The 21,522-nt window shown below is 73.0% G+C and carries 25 protein-coding genes and 1 pseudogene; 14 read left to right on the plus strand and 12 right to left on the minus strand.

Annotation, left to right across the window (positions count from 1 at the left end):
- Positions 1-291 precede the first annotated feature (291 nt).
- From ABZ135_RS30645 to ABZ135_RS30690, 10 genes are all read left to right on the plus strand, one after another.
- Complete coding sequence (locus tag ABZ135_RS30645) at positions 292-612, plus strand: gas vesicle protein (RefSeq protein WP_356700231.1); 321 nt, start codon at positions 292-294, stop codon at positions 610-612.
- A gap of 46 nt (positions 613-658) precedes the next feature.
- Positions 659-1,111: a gas vesicle structural protein GvpA gene (locus tag ABZ135_RS30650; RefSeq protein WP_356700233.1), complete on the plus strand. Its 453-nt coding sequence runs from the start codon at positions 659-661 to the stop codon at positions 1,109-1,111.
- The gene (locus ABZ135_RS30655) at positions 1,108-1,827 is read left to right on the plus strand and encodes a GvpL/GvpF family gas vesicle protein (protein ID WP_356700235.1); all 720 of its coding nucleotides are present in this window, start codon (positions 1,108-1,110) and stop codon (positions 1,825-1,827) included. Before ABZ135_RS30650 ends, ABZ135_RS30655 begins: the two co-directional genes overlap by 4 nt.
- A 4-nt stretch (positions 1,828-1,831) precedes the next feature.
- Positions 1,832-2,077, plus strand: a complete 246-nt coding sequence (locus ABZ135_RS30660) for a gas vesicle protein GvpG (RefSeq protein WP_356700237.1) — start codon at positions 1,832-1,834, stop codon at positions 2,075-2,077.
- A 94-nt stretch (positions 2,078-2,171) separates the two neighbouring features.
- Positions 2,172-2,492, plus strand: coding sequence for a hypothetical protein (locus tag ABZ135_RS30665; protein WP_356700239.1), 321 nt, complete (start codon positions 2,172-2,174; stop codon positions 2,490-2,492).
- A complete protein-coding gene (locus ABZ135_RS30670) occupies positions 2,489-2,800 on the plus strand; it encodes a gas vesicle protein (RefSeq protein WP_356700241.1) in 312 nt (103 codons plus the stop codon). The genes ABZ135_RS30665 and ABZ135_RS30670 overlap by 4 nt, the downstream gene beginning before the upstream one ends.
- Positions 2,797-3,624: a GvpL/GvpF family gas vesicle protein gene (locus ABZ135_RS30675; protein WP_356700242.1), complete on the plus strand. Its 828-nt coding sequence runs from the start codon at positions 2,797-2,799 to the stop codon at positions 3,622-3,624. Before ABZ135_RS30670 ends, ABZ135_RS30675 begins: the two co-directional genes overlap by 4 nt.
- On the plus strand, positions 3,621-3,803 hold the full coding sequence (locus ABZ135_RS30680) for a gas vesicle protein (protein ID WP_356700244.1): 183 nt from the start codon (positions 3,621-3,623) through the stop codon (positions 3,801-3,803). The genes ABZ135_RS30675 and ABZ135_RS30680 overlap by 4 nt, the downstream gene beginning before the upstream one ends.
- Positions 3,800-4,078, plus strand: coding sequence for a gas vesicle protein K (locus ABZ135_RS30685; RefSeq protein WP_356700246.1), 279 nt, complete (start codon positions 3,800-3,802; stop codon positions 4,076-4,078). Before ABZ135_RS30680 ends, ABZ135_RS30685 begins: the two co-directional genes overlap by 4 nt.
- Before the next feature lie 40 nt (positions 4,079-4,118).
- Positions 4,119-4,466: a hypothetical protein gene (locus ABZ135_RS30690; protein WP_356700248.1), complete on the plus strand. Its 348-nt coding sequence runs from the start codon at positions 4,119-4,121 to the stop codon at positions 4,464-4,466.
- A gap of 148 nt (positions 4,467-4,614) precedes the next feature.
- On the opposite strand, the gene ABZ135_RS30695 is transcribed toward ABZ135_RS30690, so the two are convergent.
- Positions 4,615-4,842: a DUF5133 domain-containing protein gene (locus tag ABZ135_RS30695; protein WP_356700250.1), complete on the minus strand. Its 228-nt coding sequence runs from the start codon at positions 4,840-4,842 to the stop codon at positions 4,615-4,617.
- Between the two features lie 352 nt (positions 4,843-5,194).
- On the opposite strand from ABZ135_RS30695, the gene ABZ135_RS30700 reads away from it, so the two are divergent.
- Positions 5,195-7,447, plus strand: coding sequence for a catalase (locus tag ABZ135_RS30700; protein ID WP_356700252.1), 2,253 nt, complete (start codon positions 5,195-5,197; stop codon positions 7,445-7,447).
- Positions 7,448-7,592: 145 nt separating this feature from the next.
- On the opposite strand, the gene ABZ135_RS30705 is transcribed toward ABZ135_RS30700, so the two are convergent.
- From ABZ135_RS30705 to ABZ135_RS30730, 6 genes are all read right to left on the minus strand, one after another.
- The gene (locus ABZ135_RS30705) at positions 7,593-8,318 is read right to left on the minus strand and encodes a dienelactone hydrolase family protein (RefSeq protein ID WP_356700254.1); all 726 of its coding nucleotides are present in this window, start codon (positions 8,316-8,318) and stop codon (positions 7,593-7,595) included.
- Positions 8,319-8,430: 112 nt separating this feature from the next.
- A complete protein-coding gene (locus ABZ135_RS30710; RefSeq protein WP_356700255.1) occupies positions 8,431-10,377 on the minus strand; it encodes an ABC transporter ATP-binding protein in 1,947 nt (648 codons plus the stop codon).
- Positions 10,374-10,808 carry a lasso peptide biosynthesis B2 protein gene (locus ABZ135_RS30715; protein WP_356700257.1) on the minus strand — a complete coding sequence of 145 codons (435 nt, stop codon included), beginning with the start codon at positions 10,806-10,808 and terminating at the stop codon, positions 10,374-10,376. Before ABZ135_RS30715 ends, ABZ135_RS30710 begins: the two co-directional genes overlap by 4 nt.
- Positions 10,805-11,059 carry a lasso peptide biosynthesis PqqD family chaperone gene (locus ABZ135_RS30720; RefSeq protein WP_356700259.1) on the minus strand — a complete coding sequence of 85 codons (255 nt, stop codon included), beginning with the start codon at positions 11,057-11,059 and terminating at the stop codon, positions 10,805-10,807. Before ABZ135_RS30720 ends, ABZ135_RS30715 begins: the two co-directional genes overlap by 4 nt.
- 28 nt (positions 11,060-11,087) lie before the next feature.
- Positions 11,088-12,944, minus strand: a complete 1,857-nt coding sequence (locus ABZ135_RS30725; protein WP_356700261.1) for a lasso peptide isopeptide bond-forming cyclase — start codon at positions 12,942-12,944, stop codon at positions 11,088-11,090.
- A gap of 24 nt (positions 12,945-12,968) precedes the next feature.
- Entirely contained in the window at positions 12,969-13,079 is a 111-nt protein-coding gene (locus ABZ135_RS30730; protein ID WP_215072813.1) for a keywimysin-related RiPP, read from the minus strand.
- A 546-nt stretch (positions 13,080-13,625) separates the two neighbouring features.
- Here ABZ135_RS30730 and ABZ135_RS30735 point away from each other — a divergent pair.
- Positions 13,626-14,420 carry an inositol monophosphatase family protein gene (locus tag ABZ135_RS30735; RefSeq protein ID WP_356700263.1) on the plus strand — a complete coding sequence of 265 codons (795 nt, stop codon included), beginning with the start codon at positions 13,626-13,628 and terminating at the stop codon, positions 14,418-14,420.
- Positions 14,421-15,058: 638 nt separating this feature from the next.
- Here ABZ135_RS30735 and ABZ135_RS30740 read toward each other — a convergent pair.
- The gene (locus ABZ135_RS30740) at positions 15,059-15,712 is read right to left on the minus strand and encodes a hypothetical protein (protein WP_356700265.1); all 654 of its coding nucleotides are present in this window, start codon (positions 15,710-15,712) and stop codon (positions 15,059-15,061) included.
- A 105-nt stretch (positions 15,713-15,817) separates the two neighbouring features.
- On the opposite strand from ABZ135_RS30740, the pseudogene ABZ135_RS30745 reads away from it, so the two are divergent.
- Positions 15,818-16,156 (plus strand): annotated as a pseudogene (locus ABZ135_RS30745) (transposase family protein); the annotation flags it as partial.
- A 293-nt stretch (positions 16,157-16,449) separates the two neighbouring features.
- The gene (locus ABZ135_RS30750; protein ID WP_356700267.1) at positions 16,450-16,983 is read left to right on the plus strand and encodes an EF-hand domain-containing protein; all 534 of its coding nucleotides are present in this window, start codon (positions 16,450-16,452) and stop codon (positions 16,981-16,983) included.
- A gap of 79 nt (positions 16,984-17,062) precedes the next feature.
- On the opposite strand, the gene ABZ135_RS30755 is transcribed toward ABZ135_RS30750, so the two are convergent.
- From ABZ135_RS30755 to ABZ135_RS30770, 4 genes are all read right to left on the minus strand, one after another.
- Positions 17,063-17,938, minus strand: a complete 876-nt coding sequence (locus tag ABZ135_RS30755; RefSeq protein ID WP_356700315.1) for a class I SAM-dependent methyltransferase — start codon at positions 17,936-17,938, stop codon at positions 17,063-17,065.
- A 146-nt stretch (positions 17,939-18,084) separates the two neighbouring features.
- On the minus strand, positions 18,085-19,191 hold the full coding sequence (locus ABZ135_RS30760; RefSeq protein ID WP_356700269.1) for an NAD(P)-dependent alcohol dehydrogenase: 1,107 nt from the start codon (positions 19,189-19,191) through the stop codon (positions 18,085-18,087).
- Positions 19,188-20,597, minus strand: coding sequence for an aldehyde dehydrogenase family protein (locus ABZ135_RS30765; protein WP_356700271.1), 1,410 nt, complete (start codon positions 20,595-20,597; stop codon positions 19,188-19,190). Before ABZ135_RS30765 ends, ABZ135_RS30760 begins: the two co-directional genes overlap by 4 nt.
- Before the next feature lie 8 nt (positions 20,598-20,605).
- The gene (locus ABZ135_RS30770) at positions 20,606-21,361 is read right to left on the minus strand and encodes a (5-formylfuran-3-yl)methyl phosphate synthase (protein WP_356700317.1); all 756 of its coding nucleotides are present in this window, start codon (positions 21,359-21,361) and stop codon (positions 20,606-20,608) included.
- Positions 21,362-21,522 lie beyond the last annotated feature (161 nt).

A 21,522-nucleotide genomic window follows, 5' to 3' on the forward strand; every position in this document is an offset into this window, starting at 1 on the left:
ACTTCGCACACGGTACGGGCGGGCCCGCGGGCCCCCCGGTGCGACGCGCTGTGAACCGTTCCCCTGATCGGGCGGACATGGCGCGGCTTCCCGCGACCGCCGCCGCTACCCGTCACCCGTACGTACGGGGAGGGGAACCGCGGCCGGACCGGAAGCCGGGCCCGAGGATCCGGGCCGGGAACCCGGGATCGGGAATCCGGGACCGGGCGGGCGTGGAGTGGCGCGCGCCGGGCAGGCGGATCGGGAACGTTCGCCCGAAAAGCACCCCCCGACACGAGAAAGGAGCGCATCGTGGCCCAGTCATCGAACAGCCGGTCGCAGGGCAAGGCGGCCGACGCCGAGCCCCGGCGCCCGCCGCCGGTCGCCGAGGTGAGCCGGACGGCGAGGGAGCAGCTCTCGGAGCTGCTGAACCAGCCGGCCGAGACCGTGAGCGCCTGCGCGCGGAACGAGGACGGCGGCTGGCGCCTCACCGTGGAGGTCCTCGAACTGCGGCGCGTCCCGGACACGATGAGTCTGCTCGCGTCCTACGAGGTCGACGTCGACCCCGACGGGTACCTCGTCGGCCACCGGCGCACCCACCGGTACGAGCGGGGGCGTGCGGACCGCCGCTGAGCGCCGCGCTCCCCGACCCACCCCCGAGAGAGGGAGAACGAGCATCATGACCGTTGTTCCCACGCAGACCGTTCCGGCCGCCTCCTCCGGCGGCGGCTCCAGCGGTCTCTACGACGTACTGGAACTGGTCCTCGACCGTGGCCTGGTGATCGACGCGTTCGTCCGCGTCTCCCTGGTCGGCATCGAGATCCTGAAGATCGACATACGGGTCGTCGTGGCCAGCGTCGACACCTATCTGCGGTTCGCCGAGGCGTGCAACCGGCTCGACCTGGAGGCCGGACCGCGCAAGAACCCCGGCCTGCCCGAACTGGTCGGCGAGGCCACCGAGTCCGGTGCCCGCTCCAAGACCAAGGGCGCCCTGAGCGGGGCCGCCCAGACCATCTCCGACGCCTTCCACCAGGCACGCGACGAGGCGGTCGAGGAGAAGAGCGGCAGTGGCGGTGACAGCGGCGGCAGCTCGCGCCGGCGCGGCTCGACCCGCGGGGAGGAGAAGGAATGAGCACGTACGTCTACGTCATCGCGCCCGCCGACCGGACGCTTCCCGAGGACATCGAGGGCATCGGCGACCCGCCGAGGCCGGTCCGCAGCGTGCGCAGCGGCGACCTGGTGGCGCTGTGCAGCGACGCGCCCGCCGAGCTGAAGCCGAAGCGCCGTGACCTGCTCGCGCACCAGCACGTCGTGATCCGGGCCGGCAAGGACGGCCCCGTGCTGCCCCTGCGGTTCGGCGGGGTCTCGCCCGACGACGAGACGGTCGCCGCCGTCCTGGCCGAGCACCACGACCGCTACATGGAGCGGTTGAAGGCGCTCGACGGCAAGGACGAGTTCAACGTGAAGGTCCACCACGACGAGGAGGGCGTGCTCCAGGCCGTACTCGCCGACGACGCCGACCTGATGGCCCGTCACACAGCCAACCGCGCGGCGGGCGGCGGCAGTCACGAGGACAAGCTCGCGTTCGGCGAGCTCGTGGCGCGCGCCGTCGCCGAGCGCGAGAGGACCGACGCGGCCCTCGTCGAGCGGACCCTCGCCCCGTACGCGGCGGCGGTGGTGCACGGGCCGGAGGGCACCGGCCGGCTGGCCAACCTGTCGTTCCTGGTGGAACGCGAACGGCGCCAGGAGTTCCTGGACGCCGTCCGCGCCCTCCACCAGGAGCACACGCACCTCCAGGAGCAGGTGACGGGCCCCCTGCCCCCGTACAGCTTCGTCGAGACGGACTGACTCCATGGGACTGCTCAAGGAGATCCTCCTGCTGCCGGCCGCGCCGGTGCGCGGCACCGCCTGGGTGCTGCGGCAGGTCGTAGACGTGGCGGAGCGGGAGTACTACGACCCGGCCGTCGTCCACCGCGAACTCGCGGCCCTCGTGGCGGCCTTCGAGGCCGGGGAGATCGACGAGGAGGAGTTCGACCGGCGCGAGGACGCACTCCTGGCCCGCCTCGACGCCCGCCCGGACGCGAGGAGGACCCCATGAGCGCGGCGCACCGCCGGTGGACGGCGACGTCCCGCCGGGATCGCGCGCGGGAGCACCCGGGCCGGGCGGCCGGCCCCTGGGCGGAGGGAGGCGCATGACCCGCACCGAACGACTCCTCGTCGGCGTCGCCCGGGTCGCGGGCCGGTCCTCCGCCCGGCTCCGGGGTCTCACCGGCGGTCCCGGCGGCCTCGCGTCGCTGACCCTCGCCTGCGCCCGGCGCGCGGGACGCGCCCGGGGAGCCCTCGATGCCGCCCGGGCCGCCGGCACCCGGCGCCTGCGGCGCCTCACCGCGCGGCTGCCCACTGGCCGCGGTCGCGGTCACGGCCCCGGTCGTGATCGTGACCGCGGTCGTGGGCGCGCCCGCGCCCCGGACCACGACCACGACCACCCCGCACGGAAGGAGGAACGGGCATGACGATGGCGTCGGGGCCGCCCCGCCCGTACGACGAACAATCGGCCAACCTCGCCGACATCCTGGAGCGCGTCCTCGACAAGGGCGTGGTGATCGCCGGCGACATCCGTATCAACCTCCTCGACATCGAACTCCTCACCATCAAGCTGCGACTCGTCGTGGCATCGGTCGACCGGGCCAAGGAGATGGGCATCGACTGGTGGGAGCAGGACCCCGCCCTGTCCTCCAAGGCCCGGCGGGGCGAGCTCGGCCGCGAGAACGAGGAGCTGCGCCGACGGATCGCCGAACTGGAGGCGAGGCAGGAGACATGAACGACGAACCGCTGCTGTACGTGTACGCCGTCGTCCGGGCCCCCTTCGGAGAAGACGGACCGCCCCCCGGCCCCGCGTCCGGCGAGACGCTGGGCACCGGGCTCACGACCGTCGAGCACCGGGGCCTGACCGCCGTCGTCGAAGCGGTCCCGGCGGCCGACTTCGACGAGGCGCCGCTACGGGAACGGCTGGAGGACCTGGACTGGCTCGCCGAGGTCGCCCGCGCCCACCACGGCGTGGTGGCCGCGGCGGGCCGTCGGGTCACCACCGTTCCGCTGCGGCTCGCGACCGTCTGCCGGGGCGAGTCCGGCGTCCGCAGACTGCTCGAAGAGGGGGAGCGCGGCCTGTCCGAGGCCCTCGCCCGGCTGACGGGCGTCCACGAGTGGGGCGTGAAGCTGTACGTCGACGAGTCGGCCGCCGCCCAGCGCGCGCCGGCCGTCGGCGTGCCCGGCGGCGCGAACGGCACGGCCCGTGCCGACTCCGGGCGCGACTATCTGCGGCGCCGCCTGGGGGAGCAGCGGGCCCGCCGGGACGCCGGCGACACGGCGGCCCGCACCGCACACCAGGTGCACGAGGTGCTCTCCCGCGCGGCCGTGGACACGGTCCTCCACCCGCCCCAGCAGGCACGGCTGTCCGGCGCCCCCGGCCGCAACGTCCTCAACGCCGCGTACCTCGTCCGCGACGAGGAGGAGCAGCGGTTCCTCGCCGCCGTGCCCCCGGTCGAGGACACGCACCCCGGGCTGCGCCTGGAGATCACGGGCCCCTGGGTGCCCTACTCCTTCGCGCGGACCCCGTCCGATGCCGAGGAAGGGCGGGACCGATGACCGACCAGCGGGAGATCGCGCTGGTCGACCTGCTGGACCGGCTCCTCGCCGGCGGTGTGGTGCTGGCCGGCGACCTCACCCTGCGGATCGCCGACGTCGACCTCGTACGCGTCGATCTGAAGGCGCTCATCAGCTCCGTCGGCGACGCCGTGCCCTCCCCGTGGCAGGAGGCGCCGTGACGGAACGACGACCGCGACGCGTGGAGCTGGACCCCGACACCGTCGAACGCGACCTGGCCTGCCTGGTCCTGACCGTGGTCGAGCTGCTGCGGCAGCTCATGGAACGACAGGCCCTGCGCCGGGTCGAGGCGGGTGATCTCAGCGAGGAGCAGGAGGAGCGGATCGGTCTGACCCTCATGCTCCTGGAGGACCGGATGGGGCTGCTGCGCGAGCGCTTCGGCCTGGAGCCGGAGGATCTGAACATCGACCTGGGGCCGCTCGGCAAACTCCTCTGAAGCCGGGTTTGTTCCGGCGAGGGCCGGTCAGACGAAGCACATGACTGCATCGGAGAAGAGCAACGAGACCCCGTCCCGCCGCAGCAACGGGCGCGCCGCCTCCGCCACGGCGAAGAAGACCGTCCGCGCCGTGGAGGAGACGGGCCAGGAGAGCACCGGAACCCTGACCGCCCTTCCCGCGCCCCTCGCGGAGAAGACCCTCGCGGCCGTCCACGCCGTCCGCGGCACCGGCGACATGGTGTGGAACGCCGTACGGGCCCGCAAGGCGGTCAGCGGAGGCGCGGCCGTCAGCGCCGCGGCCGCGCTCACCGGCGCGTACGCCCTGGGACGCCGGGCCGGGCTGCGGTGCCGCGGCCCGATCTCCCGGCTCACCGGAGGCCGTATCTGACCCCGTGACGCCACGCGCCGCGACGCCACGCGCCGAAGCGGCATGACCGAAGCGGCCACGACCGGCCGCGACACCGCGAAGGGGCGGCTCCGGAAATCCGGAGCCGCCCCTTCGCGGTGCGGCCGTGAGCGCCGTGAGCGTCACGCCATCACGCCATCAGGACCGAGTCGTCCTCGGGACGGGCGCCGGGAAGCTGGTGACGGGCGGCGATCAGTGCCGTGTCCACGTCGCGCGTGCCGGTGGAGACGCAGAGGGTGTACGCGAGGTCGTCCATCCGCTGCCGTACCTCCGCACTGCCGTTCTCGGCGTGCAGCACCCTGAGCGTCTCGTACTGCTCGATCAGATTGCTCAACACCACGGGGTGGGCCATCAGCACAGTGCCACTCCTCTCGTCGGTACGGGCGCCGACCGCCCGGTCCGCTGCGCCGCGTACCCCGCTTTCCGGTCCGTATGCCGGGTGCGACGGCCTTCGTGACCGGCGCCGCTCGTCAACGCCGTCGTGGCGCGCCGTATCCCCGCCCCATCACCGCCGTGTCGCCCGGGACGACCGTTTTCGTCCGGGTCTCCAGGGCAGACGGGGAGCGATGGATCAAGCCGAGGGGCGACGGCATCGGTCAGATGCCGCGATTCCCGGCCGATACGGGTGAGAGCCGCCCGGCCTCCGCTTGGCCGGGCCGCGTCCCGGTTATGGCTGGGAGGTCCCCCCACACCGTCTCTTGGGAGAAACGATGGCGACCGAGCACTCCGACGCCCACCCCGACGCGACCCCGGAAGCGGCCGACGGCGGCCTGCCGGGCAAGCCCGGTCCGGTGTCCCCCACCGTCGAGGAGCCGACCCGGTCGGCGGAGCCCCTGCCGGCCAAGCCGGACCAGAGCGGGCCGGAGACCGTCAGCCCGACCGGGCAGGCCACGGGGGCGGCCCAGGCGCGGGTGGCGCAGAGCGGGGCGTACCTGACGACGGCGCAGGGGGCGCGGCTCTACGACACCGACCACTCCCTGAAGGCCGGCGCGCGCGGACCGGTCCTGCTCCAGGACCACCATCTGCGGGAGAAGATCACCCACTTCGACCACGAGCGGATCCCGGAACGGGTGGTCCACGCGCGCGGCGCCGCCGCCCACGGTGTCTTCCGGGGCTACGGCACCGCCGGTGAGGTCTGCCGGGCCGCCTTCCTGGCGAAGGACGTGGAGACGCCGGTCTTCGTGCGGTTCTCGACCGTCCTGGGCTCCCGCGGCTCGTCGGACACGGTCCGCGACACCCGGGGGTTCGCGACCAAGTTCTACACCGACGAGGGCACCTTCGACCTCGTCGGCAACAACATCCCGGTCTTCTTCATCCAGGACGCGGTCAAGTTCCCCGACATCATCCACGCGGGCAAGCCGCACCCCGACCGGGAGATCCCGCAGGCCCAGAGCGCGCACGACACGTTCTGGGACTTCGTCTCGCTGCACACCGAAGCCACCCACCACACCCTCTGGAACATGTCGGACCGCGGCATCCCCCGCTCGTACCGGATGATGGAGGGCTTCGGCGTCCACACCTTCCGCCTGGTCAACGCCTCCGGGGACACCGTCCTTGCCAAGTTCCACTGGAAGCCGAAGCTCGGCGTGCACTCGCTGGTCTGGGAGGAGGCCCAGCTCATCAACGGGATGGACCCCGACTTCCACCGGCGGGATCTGTTCGACGCCATCGAGGCAGGCGCCTTCCCGCAGTGGGAACTCGGCATCCAGGTCTTCCCCGACACCCCCGACCAGACCTTCGAGGGCATCGACCTCCTGGACCCCACCAAGATCGTTCCCGAGGAGCGGGCCCCGGTCCAGCCCCTCGGCCTGATGACCCTGAACGCCAACACCAAGAACTTCTTCGCCGAGACCGAGCAGGTCGCCTTCCACCCCGGCCACCTCGTCCCCGGCATCGACGTGACGGACGACCCGCTGCTCGCGGGCCGGCTCTTCTCCTACCTCGACACCCAGATCAGCCGCCTCGGCGGACCGAACTTCGCCCAGATCCCGATCAACCGGCCGCACGCCCCCGTCAACGACATGCTGCGGGACGGCATGCACCAGACGGCCGTGCACACCGGCGTCGCGCCCTACCGCCCCAACAGCCTGGACGGCGGCTGCCCCTTCCTCGCCGGTGCCGACACGGGCGCCTACATCGAGACGCCCGTGCAGGTCAGCGAGGCGCGGAAGGTCCGCGAGGCACCTGCCTCCTTCGCGGACCATTTCTCGCAGCCGCGGCTCTTCTGGCTCAGCATGACCCCGGTCGAGCAGGAGCACATCATCGCCGCGTACACCTTCGAACTGGGCAAGTGCTACGAGCAGGCGGTGAAGGAGCGGGTCCTCCAGGTCCTGGCGAACATCGACCCGGTGCTGTGCGAGCAGGTCGCCACCGGCCTCGGCCTGCCGGCGCCCGAGCCCACCGTCCCGCTCGCCCAGGTGGAGCCCAGCCCCGCGCTGTCCCAACTGGGCTCCACCTGGCCGACGGACGGCCGGATCATCGGGATCGTCGCCGACGACACGGCCGACCTGGCCGGCGTGCGCGCCGCCCGGCAGGCCGTCCTGGACGCCGGCATGACCCCGCTCGTCATCGCCCCGACCGGCGGCACCCTCGACGGGGACGGCGAGCCCGTGCCCGTCCAGCGGACCTTCACCACCGCCCGCTCCGTCGAGTTCGACGCCCTGCTCCTGGCCGGCGCGCCCGCGGCGGGCGCCGACGCCTACGGCGCCCGCGACGCGAAGGCCGGCTCGCCCCGGCCGCCGCGAGGACCCGACCCGCGGCTCCTGCTGCTGCTCACCGAGGCGTACCGGCACGGCAAGGCCGTCGGTGGCTGGAACGACGCCACGGCCCTCCTGGAGACGGCCGGCATCGAGGCCGGCACCCCCGGTGTCATCACGGCCGAGAGCGGCGCGGCGGCGGTGGAGGCCACCACCACGGCCCTGGCGGAGCACCGGGCCTGGGACCGGTTCCCGCCCGCCGTCTGAGACCGGGACGGCTCCCCGTCGCGACCGCCCGGCACCGCCACCCACCTCTGGGGCGGCGGGGCCGGGCGGTCGCCGTCGAGCCCCTCACCCCGGCCGTCTCGTCACTCTGCCGACTTCGTCACTCCGCCGTCGTCACTCCGTCGTCTCACTCCGCCACGGGCACGCACTCGTCGAGCAGGTCGAGGACGTCGCGCCAGGCCCGCTCCGCGTGCCGGGCGTGGTAGCCGACGCCGGGGCGGACTTCCTGGTCGACCGGCGGGTGGTGGAAGGCGTGCAGGGCGCCGCCGTAGACCACCAGGCGCCAGTCGACGCCCGCGGCCTGCATCTCGGCGGCGAACGCCTCGCGTTGCGCGGGCGCCATGATCGGGTCCTCGGATCCGACCCCCGCCCACACCGGGCAGTGGATCCGCGCCGCCTCGCCCGGCCGGCCCGTATTCAGCCCGTTGACCGTCGCGATCGCGCGCAGGTCGACGCCGTCGCGCCCGAGCTCCAGCGCGATCACGCCCCCGGTGCCGTAGCCGACGGCGGCGATCCGGTCGGGGTCGGTACGCGGTTCCGCCCGCACCACGTCGAGCGCGGCATGGCCGATCTCCCGCAGGCGGCCGGGATCGGCGAGCAGCGGCATGCAACGGGCCAGCATCTCCTCGGGATCGGTGAACCAGCGGCCGCCGTGGATGTCGAACGCCAGCGCCACGTACCCCCGCTCGGCCAGGGCGTCGGCCCGGCGGCGCTGAACGTCGTTCAGCCCCGTCCCCTCGGGCCCGAGCAGCACCGTCGGCCGGCGGCCCGCACCGGCCGGCAGCGCGAGGTGCCCGACCATCGTCAGACCGTCGGCGGGGTACTCGACCGTGCGTGTGGTAACCGTCGTCATGGGGCCGGAGTGTAATGAGCCTCGAAAATCCGTGCCCTTGCTCCGTCGTCTTCTCGCCAACCCCTCCCGCCCCGCCCCTCCCGTCCCTCCCGACCCACGACCGGGCGACGGGTCACCGCGGGCCGTGCGGGTGGGGGCCGGCGGTCTTCACGGGAGAGGACGGGCCGGCCGCCGACCGGAGCATCTGGCCGGCCGCCAGCTCGCGGTAGGCGGGGCTGGACGCGAGCAGTTCCTCGTGGCGCCCGCAGGCCGCCGTGCGGCCGTTGTCCAGGACGACGATCCGGTCGGCATGCTGGACCGTGGAGAGGCGGTGGGCGATCACCAGAAGGGCGCACTCCTGGGCGATGTCCCGCATGACGGTGGTGAGCGCCGTCTCGTTGACGGTGTCGAGGTGGGAGGTGGGCTCGTCGAGCAGGAGGAGTGAGGGGCGGGCCAGCAGGGCGCGGGCCAGGGCGACACGTTGGCGTTCGCCCGCCGAGAGGGTGCCCCCTCGCTCGCCGAGCATCCCCGACAGACCGCCCGGCAGCCGCCGCGCCACCGTCTCCAGTTGGGCGAGCTCGACCACGCGCCGTACGTCGGCGTCGGTGGCCGCGGGCGCGGCGTAGGCGATGTTCTCGCGCAGGGTGCCGTGCAGGACGTGGGTGTTCTGGTCGACGACGGCGATGCGGGCGCGGCAGGCGGCGCGGCTCAGCTCGGTGGCGGGCCGGCCGTCGAACAGCAGGGTTCCGGCATCCGGTTCGTAGAACCTGGCGATCAGGGCGAAGATCGTGCTCTTGCCGGCCCCCGACCGGCCGACCAGGGCCGTCTGGCTCCGCCGGGGGACGGTGAAGGAGACGCCGCGCAGCACCGGCCGGTCCGGGTCGTAGCCGAAGTGGACGTCGCGGAGGTCGAGAGCCGACGGGGCGGCCGGGCGGTCGTCCCGCCGTCGAGGTTCGCGCGGGACGACGCGCGTCCGCGCACCGTACGGCCTGCCCGGCCCGGGCCGGGCAGGCTCGGCGGGCGGTGCCGGATCCGGGCGCGTGGACTCGGCGGACGGCGGCGGATCCGGGTGCGTGGGCTCGGCCGGAAGGTTCAGTGCCTGGTCGATGCGCTGGTAGGCGCCCATGCCGCGCTGGATGAGGCCGACCGCCCGGAACACCGACGACAGCGGCAGGACCAGGTAGGAGGCGTACAGCAGGAAGGCGACCAGGTCGCCGAGCGAGTTGGCGTGCCCGGTCACCCGCAGGCCGCCGATGACGAGGACGATCAGGAAGGAGCCCTGCACGGCGAGTTCGACGGCCGGACTCATCACGGAGGCGAGCTTCGCGGTCCGTACGCCGGCGCTGTACGCGGTCTCGACGCGCTCTCCGATGCGGGCCCCCTCCCGGTCCTCCGCGCGGTGGACGCGGACCATCGGCAGGGCGCCGAGCGCCCGTTCCAGGTCGGCGGCGATCGCGCCGACCGACGCCTGCATGCGTTCGGACGCGGCCCGGATGCCCTTGAGCAGGGAGGCGACGATCACGGCCGCGATGGCCACGGTCAGGGCCACCAGGAGCAGCAGCAGCGGATCGATCCACACCATGAGCGCGATCGCCCCCGCCGCGACGAGAGCCCCCGTCACCAGGTCGACCAGGGCCTGGGACACCACCTCCCTCAACAGGGTGGTGTCGGCGGTGACCCGCGAGATCAGGTCGCCCCTGCGGTGCCGGTCGTACTCCCTCATCTCCAGCCGGAGCAACCGCGCGACCAGACCGTGCCGCAACTGTCGTACGACTCCCTCGCCCATGCGCTCCAGAACGAAGCGGCCCACCGCGCCCGTGGCCGCCTCGGTGACGAACAGCGCCGCCAGGACCAACAGCAGGGGCCACGGCACCTGCCCCCGCCCGCTGGCGTCCACGACGTGTTTGGCGACGAGCGGCTGGGCGAGGCCCAGCGCGGAACCGGCGAGTGTGAGGACGGTGGCGGCGGCGACGGACGCCCGGTGCCCGTCGGTCAGCCGGTACATGGTGGCGACCGCGGCACGGGTGGAACGGTCGCTCTCGGGCGTCGGCCGTGCCCGGCCCGCGGTGACGTCGGTCATCGGCTCGATCGGCCCCCGGGGGCCACCGTGATGAGCCGGGTGAAGTAGTCGTCGGGAACGCCCTCGTCCACCGGGCGGCCGTCCGCCTCGATCCAGGCGTGTGCGGTGAACGGCGGCACCACGCGTACGCCGGTGCACCAGGTCGGCCAGGTCCCCGACAGACGGCACAGCAGGGCGGCTCCCAGGGAACGGGGCAGACAGCCCTTGGGGCCGGCGCAGCGCAGGCTCACCGCGCACAGGGCGTCCCGGGCGTTCTTGGCCTGCGCGGCGGTGGCCGGCGCGGCCCCGCGGCGGACCCGTTCCAGCACGGCGCGGATACGGCGTGGCGGCAGGAAGGAGAGGGCGAGGGCGGGGAGCAGGACGAGACGGGCGGCCAGGCGCCGCGCGAAGGGGACTCCGGTGGGCCTCTCCAGGGCGCTGGGCGTCGTCATTCGGCCAGCCCCGAGGTCCGTAGCTGCCGGACGAGGGTGTCGACGTCCCGGCTCGCCTGGTCGAGGTCGATGTCGAACTCCTCGACGAGCGCGGCGACCGCGTCCGCCTCGTCGCCGCCCGCCATCAGCGTCTTGACCACCAGGGTGCCGGTGGGGTTCAACTCCCAGTACTCCCCGGCGCGCTGGTCGAGGAGGACCGTGCCGTAATCGGTCTGGGCGGTGGAGACGTCGGCACCGAACTTCAATGCCATGGGTGTGCCTTTCCGCTGGGGGCTGTTGTCATGGGGACGCGGGCGCCGCGGGCTCGGTACGCCGGTCGAGGCCGCGCAGCCAGACTTCGGCGGCGATGGTCGAGTAGAGGATCGCCTCGCGCAGTTCGGGGGTGGCCGGCCGCTGCGCGAGCCGGCGCAGCGCGGCGCCGTCGACCAGACCCAGGCGTTCCAGCCGTGAGTCCTCCCACAGCGCCAGGAGTTCGGCGCGGTGTTCCCGCAGTCCGTTGGACGCGTCCATGGAGGCGGCGGCCTTGGTGGAGCGCCGCAGGCACGCCTCGGGCACGATCCCGGCCATGGCCGCGGCCAGGAGGGGTTTGTACCGCCAGGGCGTGACGCGTTCGCTCGGACGGACGGCGAGGCACGCCTCGATGACGCGATCGTCGAGGAAGGGCGACGCCATCGGTACGCCGGCGCGGGCGGCCATCCGGTCCCACTGACGGATGATGCGGGTGCAGGAGCGGATCTGGTCCAGGTCGGCGTGCAGGCCGCGGTCCGGATGCAGCGGGACCGCGTTCGCGGCGGCCTCGCGCAGCGCCCGCCGGGCCATCGCCTCGGCGTCCGGGGTGACCCAGTCGAAGAGGCGAGGGGGCATGCCCCAGCCCAGGCTGGTGCTGACGGTCGCGGGCAGCGGGTCGCGCAGGCGCCGGCCCGCGTCGGCCAGCCACGTCCCGTACGGCCGCGCGTCGGCCAGCGCGCGTGCGGTGGCGCCCAGGGGCCACTGCCACAGGGCCCGGAAGCCCCGCAGTTGCCGCAGCGCGAACAGCGGGCGGGTGCGCAGCAGCCGGTGGTAGTACGCCTCGGAGCACCAGGCCACATGGTCACCGCCGATGCCGGTCAGGTGCAGCCGGCTGCCGCGCTCGGCCATGCCCGGCAGGTGGTGCAGGACCCTCGACCGGTCCATGACCCCGATGGTCGGTTCGTCCAGCAGATCGTCGATGGCAAGCAGGTCGTCGTAGACGAGGGGGGAGGCGTCGGCGTCCCAGACGACGTGGTCGACCTCGGGCAGTGACCGGGCGGCCTGTTCGGCCCAGTACAGATCCGTGTCGGCCGGGTCGCGGCCCGGCCAGGTGCTGGCGACGACCCGGGCAGGGGAGCGGTCCGCCAGGAAGCAGATGGACGTGGAGTCGAGGCCGCCGGACAGGTCGCAGCTCACCACTCCTCCCTGCCGTGTCCGCGCGTCCACTGCCGTGGCCAGGGCCTCACGGACGAGAGGGGCGCCGTCGGCGAGGGTCCGTACCGGCTCGGGCGGGGTCCACCAGCGGGAGTGGCGTACGGTCCGGCCGTCCGCGGCGACGACGAGCGCGTCCTGCGGGGGCACAGCGGTGACCCCGCGCCACATGGGGGTCTCGGCGAGGGGGTGGGGCACCGGCCACAGCAGCCGGATCGCCACTTGCTCGGGGTCCGCTGCGGCACCGAGCGCGGCGGCGAGGACGTCGGCGCGGCTGGCGGCCACGCGCACCCCGTCCACGGTGGCGTGGAAGACCAGCCGGAGCCCGGACGCGGTGCCCTGCACCCTGAGCCGGCCGTCGAGCGCGGCGACGAGATGGAAGCTGCCGGGCAGCGAACGGGCCAGTGCGTCCACGTCGGCGAGATCGCGGAGCCGTCCGGCTCGGCGTTCGAGTTCCGCGGCGTCGACGGGGCAGCAGCCGATGACGGCGAGGGCCGCGGGGCCGGCGTGCGCGGTGACGACGTCCTGGTCGTGCCACTGTCCCACCAGCCAGGGCCGGCCCGAGGCGTGCGTCAGGACGCGCGTTCCGGGGCGGGAGAAGGAGCGGGCCACGGCGGCCGCGTCCTCCCGGTCGGTGAAGACCGTGAAGTGCGCGTCGCCGGGGCCCGTCCCCGCACTCTCGTGCAGTTCAGTCATGACGTCGGATCAGGACGGCCGACGTCAGTTCTTGCTCAGGATGAGCCGGTCGTTGCCGGAGCTCTGCAGGAGCCCGGTCTTCTTCCGGAACGTCCCGAGCTTGGCGAGCGTCGGCGCTTCGTAAGCCTTCTTCATGACGTCTCCTCACGTGCGGTGTACACGACCACTCCTTGCCGGCTGCGCACCGGAGGCCGGTTGGCAGCCGCCTGCCCTGGGTTCATCGGGAGCCCGGAGCGAGGAAGTGGCGTATGCAATAGCTATGCGCACTGGAGGAGGGCCCGACAAGAGCGCCAAAGTAAATACGACTATAGGTAAAGTGCATGTGCGGCTGAAATTGACCCCGGCCTGTTTGAAGGGCCACCTGAGAAATCTTCAACGAATGCGAGTGGCTTGCGCGAAGGAAAAAACCTTTTGACCTGCGCGCGGAGGAAGAAGGTGACCGCCCTGGTCAGGGGCGTGCGCCGGTAGCAGTGCGACGGAGCCACCGGGGCGCACTCCGACCGTTCCGCCGCACACCTTCCCCGCGGCCCTCATCGCCGATTGGCCGGATATCGCCACGTCCCATGAAGGCCCCTCGCCGAAGATTTAAGGAAGCGCTGCTCTGCCCGCGGTCGCGCCTGCCTCATGAGCACCCGCAAACGTCCGCGACTCTCGTCCCCTTCACCTCGGTAGTCTGCCGGGATGATCACCTCATATACGGGATCCGAGGATGCCGCGGTCGCGATAGCCGGGGCGCGGGCCGGTGCGGACGTGGTCCGCGCGATGTACGGCCGAAGGCTCGACCGCATCGACAAGGGGGACGGGGACTTCGCCACCGCGGCCGATGTGGAGGCCGAGAAGACGATCCTCGACGTCCTCCGTGCCGCACGCCCCGACGACGCAGTGCTCGGCGAGGAAGGCGGACGGCGGGGCGGCGCCGACGCCGGGCGCCAGTGGCTGGTCGATCCCCTGTGCGGCACGCTGAACTACGCCGTCGGCTCCCTGCTGGTGGCCGTCAACGTGGCGCTGCGCGACGGCCCGGCGGCGGTGGCCGACCCGTTCGGCGGCGAGGTCTTCTTCACCGACGGACAGCGCGCCTGGGTACGGCGGGACGGAGCCGACGACACCCCCCTGACGCCCTCGTCCGCCACCCGCTTGGTGGACGTCAACCTCGACCCGCCGTTCCCGAGCGCCCCCACCTTCCGAGCCGTGGACCTGCTGGCCCACCCCCGCTTCGTCGAACGCTTCCGCCCCCGCGTCGTGTCGACGACCCTGGCCCTCGCCTGGGTCGCCGCCGGCAAGCGCGCCGCATACGTCACCGACGGCGGCGACCTCTCCGACAGCGTCCACTTCGCGGCCGGCATCGCCTTGTGCCGCGCCGCCGGCTGCACCGTCACGACGATCGACGGCACCCCCCTGGCCGAAGGCGGCCGCGGCCTCGTGGCGGCCGCCGACGACGACACCCACGCGCTGCTGATGTCGCTGATCCGCGGCTGACTCCGGCCGCGTCGTGGTCCACATAGGCCGACGCTGTTGTGCACGTCCCTCAAGGGCTCGTCCTGCCTGGTGGCTCCCGGCCGTTTCGGCACCGGGCGCCTGCTCGATTTACCGGAAGCTGATTTTCCGGAAAAAACCGGGCCTGGTCATCCGGTTCACCGGCGCGGCAGGCTGCGCGTGCGGACCAGCAGGGCCCGCTTCGCCTGTACCTGGAAGGACGCACCGACGATGACCACCTCCGCCTCGGCCCGGCCCCCATCGCGCCCTTGCCCCCGAGAACGCCGACACTGGAGCCGCGCCGCACTCCGTCACTTCATCCGGGGCCTGAGTTACGGCACCGGCCTGACCCTCGCCGGCCTGGCCGGCTACTGGATCCGGCCCATGCTGTGACCCGGCTCCTCCGGGCCCCCGCCGCGACCGCGTAGTCGTAGCCCCAGTCATAGGGCCCCCGTGCGAGAAGACGCTCCGGTCCCGGTCCTGGGGCTGTCGCTGGGCACCACCTCCGCGTCGACCGCGAGCCGTGTGAGAGCGGGTGACGCGCCGGAGCTCCGCCCGGAAGTTCCGGCGGGGCTCCGGAGGGCGGGGGCCAAGCGCTGCTAAGGGCTGTCCCGTAACTGTCAGAAGGGGAAGAGTCGACCTCAGACTTCTTCGTGGTCTGCTGCTGCGGCCCAGCGCCGAATATGTGGGTCGCGGTGGACGCGGGCGGATGCGAGTGTGCTTTCAAGCAGTTCGTGCAGGGGTGGCGGGTATGCCGCGGCGGAGGTAGGCAGGTCCAGCAGGACACGGTGGCGCATCTGCAGGTCGGTGACTTCGGCGAACACCCGCAGGGATGCCTCCAGCCAGGCGGTCTTGATGTCCTGTGACTCGTCCAGTGCGGGATCACGTACCCCGCCGGGCCCGTATGCCGGAGACCGATCCGCACGCAACGGCACGTGGGCGCTGTACCAGGCCCGCACGGCACCAGCCCGCTCGGCGTCCGTTCCGGTCCGCAGGTAGTCGACCAGTGCCGCCATCACGCGGCGGCGTCCGAATGCGTAGACCGCGGGCTCGACGAACCAGCGGCAGAAGCTGGGGTCCGGGTCGTGTACGGCTGCCGCCATCAGCGGGGCGAACCACTCGTCGGGCAGACTCGCATGTCCGAGCAGGGGCTTGCGCACCGCATGGGCGAGGTGGCGGGCACGCCGGTCCTCCGGCTCCATACCGACGTCTCCGACGCCCAGTAGCTGGGCCACCTCTGTCACGCAGGTCAGGAATGAACGCGGCTCTATGCCGCTCTGCTCGTCTTCGGCCACGGCGGCATTCTGGACCGGCCCCGTCGGCAGGCACAGGCCCAGTGGCCGCCGGCGCTCAGGCGGAAGAGGACTCGCTCGGCCTCCCCTGGGTGGAACGATCACGGCGTGGCTGGTGTGATCACGGCGTCGGAGCCGTCCTGGATAGCCCCGTTCTCAGGGCTGAGCCCTCGCGCCTTCGGCAAGTTGGTGACCGTGCTGCGACAGGAGGGTGCGGATATGGTCCGCAAGGGCCGGCCGTGGAGCCTCCCACTGGAGGGCCGGGCCCTGTCGGTGGTCGCGTACGGGCGCACGAACCTGACCATGCGCCAGCTCGCGCCGCCGTTCGGGGTGTCGAAGTCGGCGGCGGAGCGGACCATCGACCATCCCGGGCCGATGCTCGCGCTCCAGCCCCGTCAGCGTTTCGCCAAGGACGCCGTGCTCATCGTGGATGGGACCTTGGTCCCCGACTAAGACGTCGTGACGGGAGACGGTCCGCCGGGGAGATGCGCCCGCCGGGTCCGGATGCTCCCCGGACGGGGGCCGCCGGGAACGGTGACCGACCGAGCCGACCGAGCCGACTGAGTCGACCGTGCCCCACACCTGCGGCCGCTCGGCCCCGCCCGGGCGGGCTCTCGGGCACTCACCCATCCCGGTGGCGGCGAGCGGTCATCCGTCACGTGCCTCCCCGTACCGTCGTTACGCAGCAGCACACATGGAGCAGGCCCGGGACTGACGGGCCTTGAAGACAGGTGACGGAAATGCGCACTGAGGCTGCCCAGCGGATCGAGCTGGTCTTTTCCCTCTTCGACGCCAACGGCAACGGAGTCGTCGGATCCGACGACTTCGATCTCATGACGGATCGTGTCCTGAAGGCGGCGGTCGCATCGGACGACGGTGCCAAGGCGGCCATCCGGGCCGCGTTCCGCCGCTACTGGACGACGCTGGCCACCGAGCTGGACGCCAACGGCGACGGTGTGATCACCGTTGATGAGTTCCGTCCGTTCGTGCTCGACCCCGAGCGCTTCGGTCCTACCGTCAAGGAGTTCGCCAAGGCGCTCTCCGCGCTCGGCGACCCCGATGGGGACGGCCTGATCGAGCGCCCGCTCTTCGTCTCGCTGATGAAGGCGATCGGCTTCGAGGAGGCGAACATCCACGCGCTCTTCGACGCCTTCGGCCCGGACGCCCAGGACCGCATCACTGTGGCCACATGGGCCGCCGGCATCGAGGACTTCTACGCGCCGGACCTGGCCGGGATCCCGGGCGACCGGCTGGTGTCCGCCCCGGTCGCCTGAGGTGACCGCCTGACACGGTCGCCCCCCGGCCTCAAACGCGCGTCGGGGGGCGGCCGCTCCCTGGCTCCGTGAAGGCCCGTCACGGCCGGGGCTTGTGCGCGAACACCCACCGGTTCCCCTCCAGCGCGTCGTTCGGCTCGGGGAGGGGACCGCGTCCGTGTCGGCGGGTGAAGTCGAAGGGGGTGCGTACCGAGGCGGACCAGCCCCTGGCCGTCAGGCCGCCCACGGAGTCGGGGCGCGGCCCCCGGTCGAAGAGACGGAGCAGATCAATGCCGATCTGTTCCCGCGTCGCTGTGTAGATCGCGCTGTCGCGGTACTCCCAAAGGTCCTTCTCCAGCTTGACCTCGAACGCCAGCGCGCTGCCCTCCACCGTCAACCGGTCCACCGCGTCGATGAGAGACGTCTCGACGGGCCCCGGCAGGTAGAAGAGCAGTCCCTCCGCCAGCCAGACGCTCGGTGCGGCCGGGTCGAAGCCGGCGGTGGTGAGCGCGGTGACCCAGTCGGCCCGCAGGTCGGCCGGTACGGGGACGCGCCTCGCCTTCGGGGCGGCCGCCAGGTCCGAGAGCACCCGCTCCTTGAACGCCAGCACGCCCGCCCTGTCGATCTCGTAGACCACCAGGCCGGACGGCCAGTCCAGCCGGAAGGCGCGGGTGTCCAGCCCCGCGCCCAGCAGGACCACCTGGCGGGCGCCCGTGCGGACCGACCGGAGGAGGAAGTCGTCGAGGACCCGGGTCCGCAGTCCGAAGTAGCGGGCGAATCGCCCCCACAACGGATCGGCGTCCCCGTCCGGTACCTGTTGGAGGCGCACCGGCCACTCGGAGCACGCCGGGGCGGCGCGCACGAAGTGTTCCGCGTGGATGTCCTGGGCCAGGCTGTCGTGGCGCTGGGTCTCGATCGCCCGGGCCGCGGCGACCAGGAGGGCGGTCAGACCCACGCCTCCGTCCACGCCGTCCACGCCGTCCACGCCGTTCACGCCGTCCACGCCGTTCCCGTCCGTGTGCCGGGATGCTGTGCCGGCCATGTTCTCCCCGTCGGCTGGAGTGGGGACCGTGGGGTGCCTCTTCGTCGGATGCGGTGAGTGCGCGGTGCCGAGTGTCTCGCTCATCGGCTTCCTCTCTCGGGGAGCAGGACGGGTTTGACCACGCGGCCCGCTTCGCAGTCGCGTTCGGCCTCGTTGACGTCGGTCAGCGGATAGGTGCGGATCAGCCGGTCGAAGGGGAAGCGCCCGGCCTGCCACAGCCCGGTCAGCCGGGGTATCAGCAGCCCGGGCACGGCGTCTCCTTCGCAGATGTGGCGGATGCTGCGGCCCCGGTCCAGGGTGCCCGGTTCGAGCGGCAGCGCGGTGGGGAGCCGTGCGACAAGGCCGAGGCTTCCGGTGGGGCGCAGCGCCCGGAGGGCGTCGTTGATGAGCGGGTACGAGGCCGTGGTGTCGAGCGCGTACTGCGCGCCGCCGTCGGTCAGCCGCCGGATCCGCTCGGGCAGCCCGGGCGTCGTGGCGAGCAGCGGGATCGCGCCGAACCGTTCGGCCAGGGCCAGCCGGCGGGGATGCCGGTCGACGGCCACGGTCAGCGCGCCGGCGGCGGTGGCCGCCATCACCGCGGCCAGGCCCACCGATCCCGCGCCGAAGACCGCGAGGGTGTCGCCGGGCCCGGCGCCGAAGGAGTTCAGCACGGCTCCGGCGCCGGTGAGGAAGCCGCAGCCGAGCGGTCCGAGCAGTTCGATGGGGAGCGCGGGGTCGACCCGGACGGCGTTGCGGGCCGGGACGAGCGCGTAGGTGGCGAAGGAGGACTGGCCGAACCACCGGGGGGCCAGCGCTTTCCCGGCCGCGTCGGTGAGGCGCGGCTCGTCCTCCTCGCGTCCTCCGAAGAGGTTGAGGGAGGCGAAGGAGTCGCAGTAGGCGGGGGCCGCGCCGCGGCAGTTCCGGCAGTGTCCGCAGGAGTCGAAGCTCAGCACGACGTGGTCACCGACGCGGATCGCGGTGTCCGGGCCGCCGCCCGTCCCGACCACGACCCCGGCCCCCTCGTGGCCGAGCACCACCGGCAGCGGGCTGCGGCCGGCTGATCGCCGGACCGCGAGATCCGTCCGGCACATCCCGCAGCCCGCGATCTCGACGAGGATCTCGCCGGCCGCGGGTTCCGCGCGCAGGGTCACCTCCTCGATCGTGAACGGGTCCTCGTACGAGCGCAGTACGGCCGCCTGGAGCCTCATCGCCGTTCCTCCTGGGGGCGGTGGACGACGAACGGCCGGAGGTTGCCGTAGAGCCCCCACGGGCCGCCCGCGACACCGACTCCGCTGTCCTTGACGCCGGCGAAGGGCTGGGCGAGGGACAGTTCGGCGTGGTGGTTGATCCAGGCCGTGCCGCATTCGAGCCGGTCGGCCACCGCCTCGGCCCGGTCGAGATCGGTGCCCCACACGGAACCGCCCAGTCCGAAGCCGGTGCCGTTGGCCGCGTCGACGGCCTCGTCGAGGCTCCGGTAGGGCAGAACGGGCAGGACGGGTCCGAACTGTTCCTCGGTCACCACCGGGCTGTCGGGCGGTACGTCGGTGAGGATCGTGGGAGCGAAGAAGTAGCCGGCCCCGTCCAGCCGGTGGCCGCCGGCCGCCGCCCGGGCGCCGTCCGCCAGGGCTCGCTGCGTGACCTGTTCGACCCGGGCCAGATGAGGGGCGTTGTTGAGCGGGCCCAGGCGGGTGTCCGGGTCGAGGCCGGGCCCGACGGCGACGGTCTTCGCACGCTGGGCGAGGGCCTCGACGACCTCGGCGTGCAGCCGGGTCGGCACGTAGACCCGTTTGACCGCCATGCAGACCTGCCCGCAGTTGCGAAACGCGGCCCAGAACAGCCGGTCCGCGATCCGGTCCACCTCGACGTCGTCCAGCAGGACGGCGGCGTCGTTGCCGCCCAGTTCCAGGGTGACCCGGGCGAGGGAGCCCGCCGCCGCTCGGGCGACGGCCCGCCCGGTGGGCACGGAGCCGGTGAAGGTGACGTGACGGATGCCCGGGTGGGAGACGAGGCGGGCGCCGAGGGGCTCGTGGCCGGTGACGACGCTCAGTACGTCCTCGGGCAGGGCGCGGGCGAGGACGGAACCGAGCAGCCGGGTGGCGAGAGGGGTGAACGGGGACGGTTTGAGCACCACGGTGTTGCCCGCCGCGAGCGCGGGTGCGAACTTCGCCGCCGCCAGTTGGATGGGGAAGTTCCATGGCACGATCGCGGCGACGGGCCCGAGGGGCCGCCAGCGGACCTCGCTGTGCACCGGTCGGCCGTCGGCGATCCGCCGGGTTCTGGGGGCCAGCTCCGCGAAGTAGCGCAGGCGGGCCGCCGTACGGGAGATCTCCGCGTACGACTCGGCCAGGGGCTTGCCCTGTTCCCTGGTGAGCAACCGGGCGAGGCCGTCGCCGGCCGCCTCCACGGCGTCGGCCGCGGCGTGCAGCGCGGTGGTACGGGCGGCGGGGTCGGCACGCCAGCGGCGCCAGGCCCGGTGGGCCCGGGCGACCACGTCGTCCAACTCGTCCGGCCGCTGGTCGGGGGCCTCGTCGAAGGTCTCCCCGGTGGCCGGGTCGACGACGGGGAAGCGCGCGGCGCGCCGTCCGGGGACGTGGCCGGGCTCGGATGTCGGCATGCCGGCGGTCAGTTCGGGGTGGCGACGACGGCCGCGTGTTCCCGGGCCTGCCGGTCCATCTCGGCCCGGAAGGCGGCCACCAGATGCGGCCGGATCCTTCCGGCGTTGCGGTCGCCGCCCTCGCAGACCGCACCGCGCACCCCCACGATGTCCGTGCCGATACGGGTCAGCGGACCGAGATCGGCCTGCCGGACACTGCCCGCGAGCGCGGCGAGCAGCCCGGAGGCGTGGGCCCGCCGGACGAACTCGGCACAGACGTCCGGCGGAAGGTGGTCGAACAGCCGCGTCCCGTCCTTGACGGCGGTGTCGAGCATGGCCGCATCGGCGCCCGAACGGGCGGCGATGTCGGGCACGGCCAGCGGGTTGACGCAGCCGATGCGGTGGGCGTCGGCATAGCCGGAGGCGACCACGAGCGCTTCGGGACGATGGTCCTTCACCGCCCGGACGACCGCGCGCATGACCTCGATGCCCTGATCGGGCGTGGTGCATCCGTAGAGGCCGACCTTGATGTACGTGGCACCGGAGACGACCGCACCGAGCGCCGCCTGCGCCACCGTCCCGGGCTTGTACGGGACGTCTCCCACCGTGGCGGACACCGGCTTGTCCGCCGGGACCGCCTCGCGGATCTCCCTGATGACCCAGGGGAAGTTGGCACCGAGCGAACCCTCATCGGGCTTCTTGACGTCGACGATGTCGAGGTGCTCCGCGGCCTTCGCGCAGTCGAGGGCCTCCTCGACGCCGTCCGGGGAGATGAGAAGCAACACCATGAGCTCCTTCCGCCGCGCGCCCGCCCGGCCGAAGGACGGAAGGGGTGCGGATCGCCTGGTTCATGTGCGGTCCGCTCATCATTTCCGCACCCCAACGGCGCCGGTAGAGCGCACGGAGTCCCCACCGGGCGCTCCCCCCATGCGCCGTGTGCTCCGGC

It is taken from the genome of Streptomyces sp. NPDC006339 (assembly GCF_040612775.1).
Taxonomy (GTDB): Bacteria; Actinomycetota; Actinomycetes; order Streptomycetales; family Streptomycetaceae; genus Streptomyces.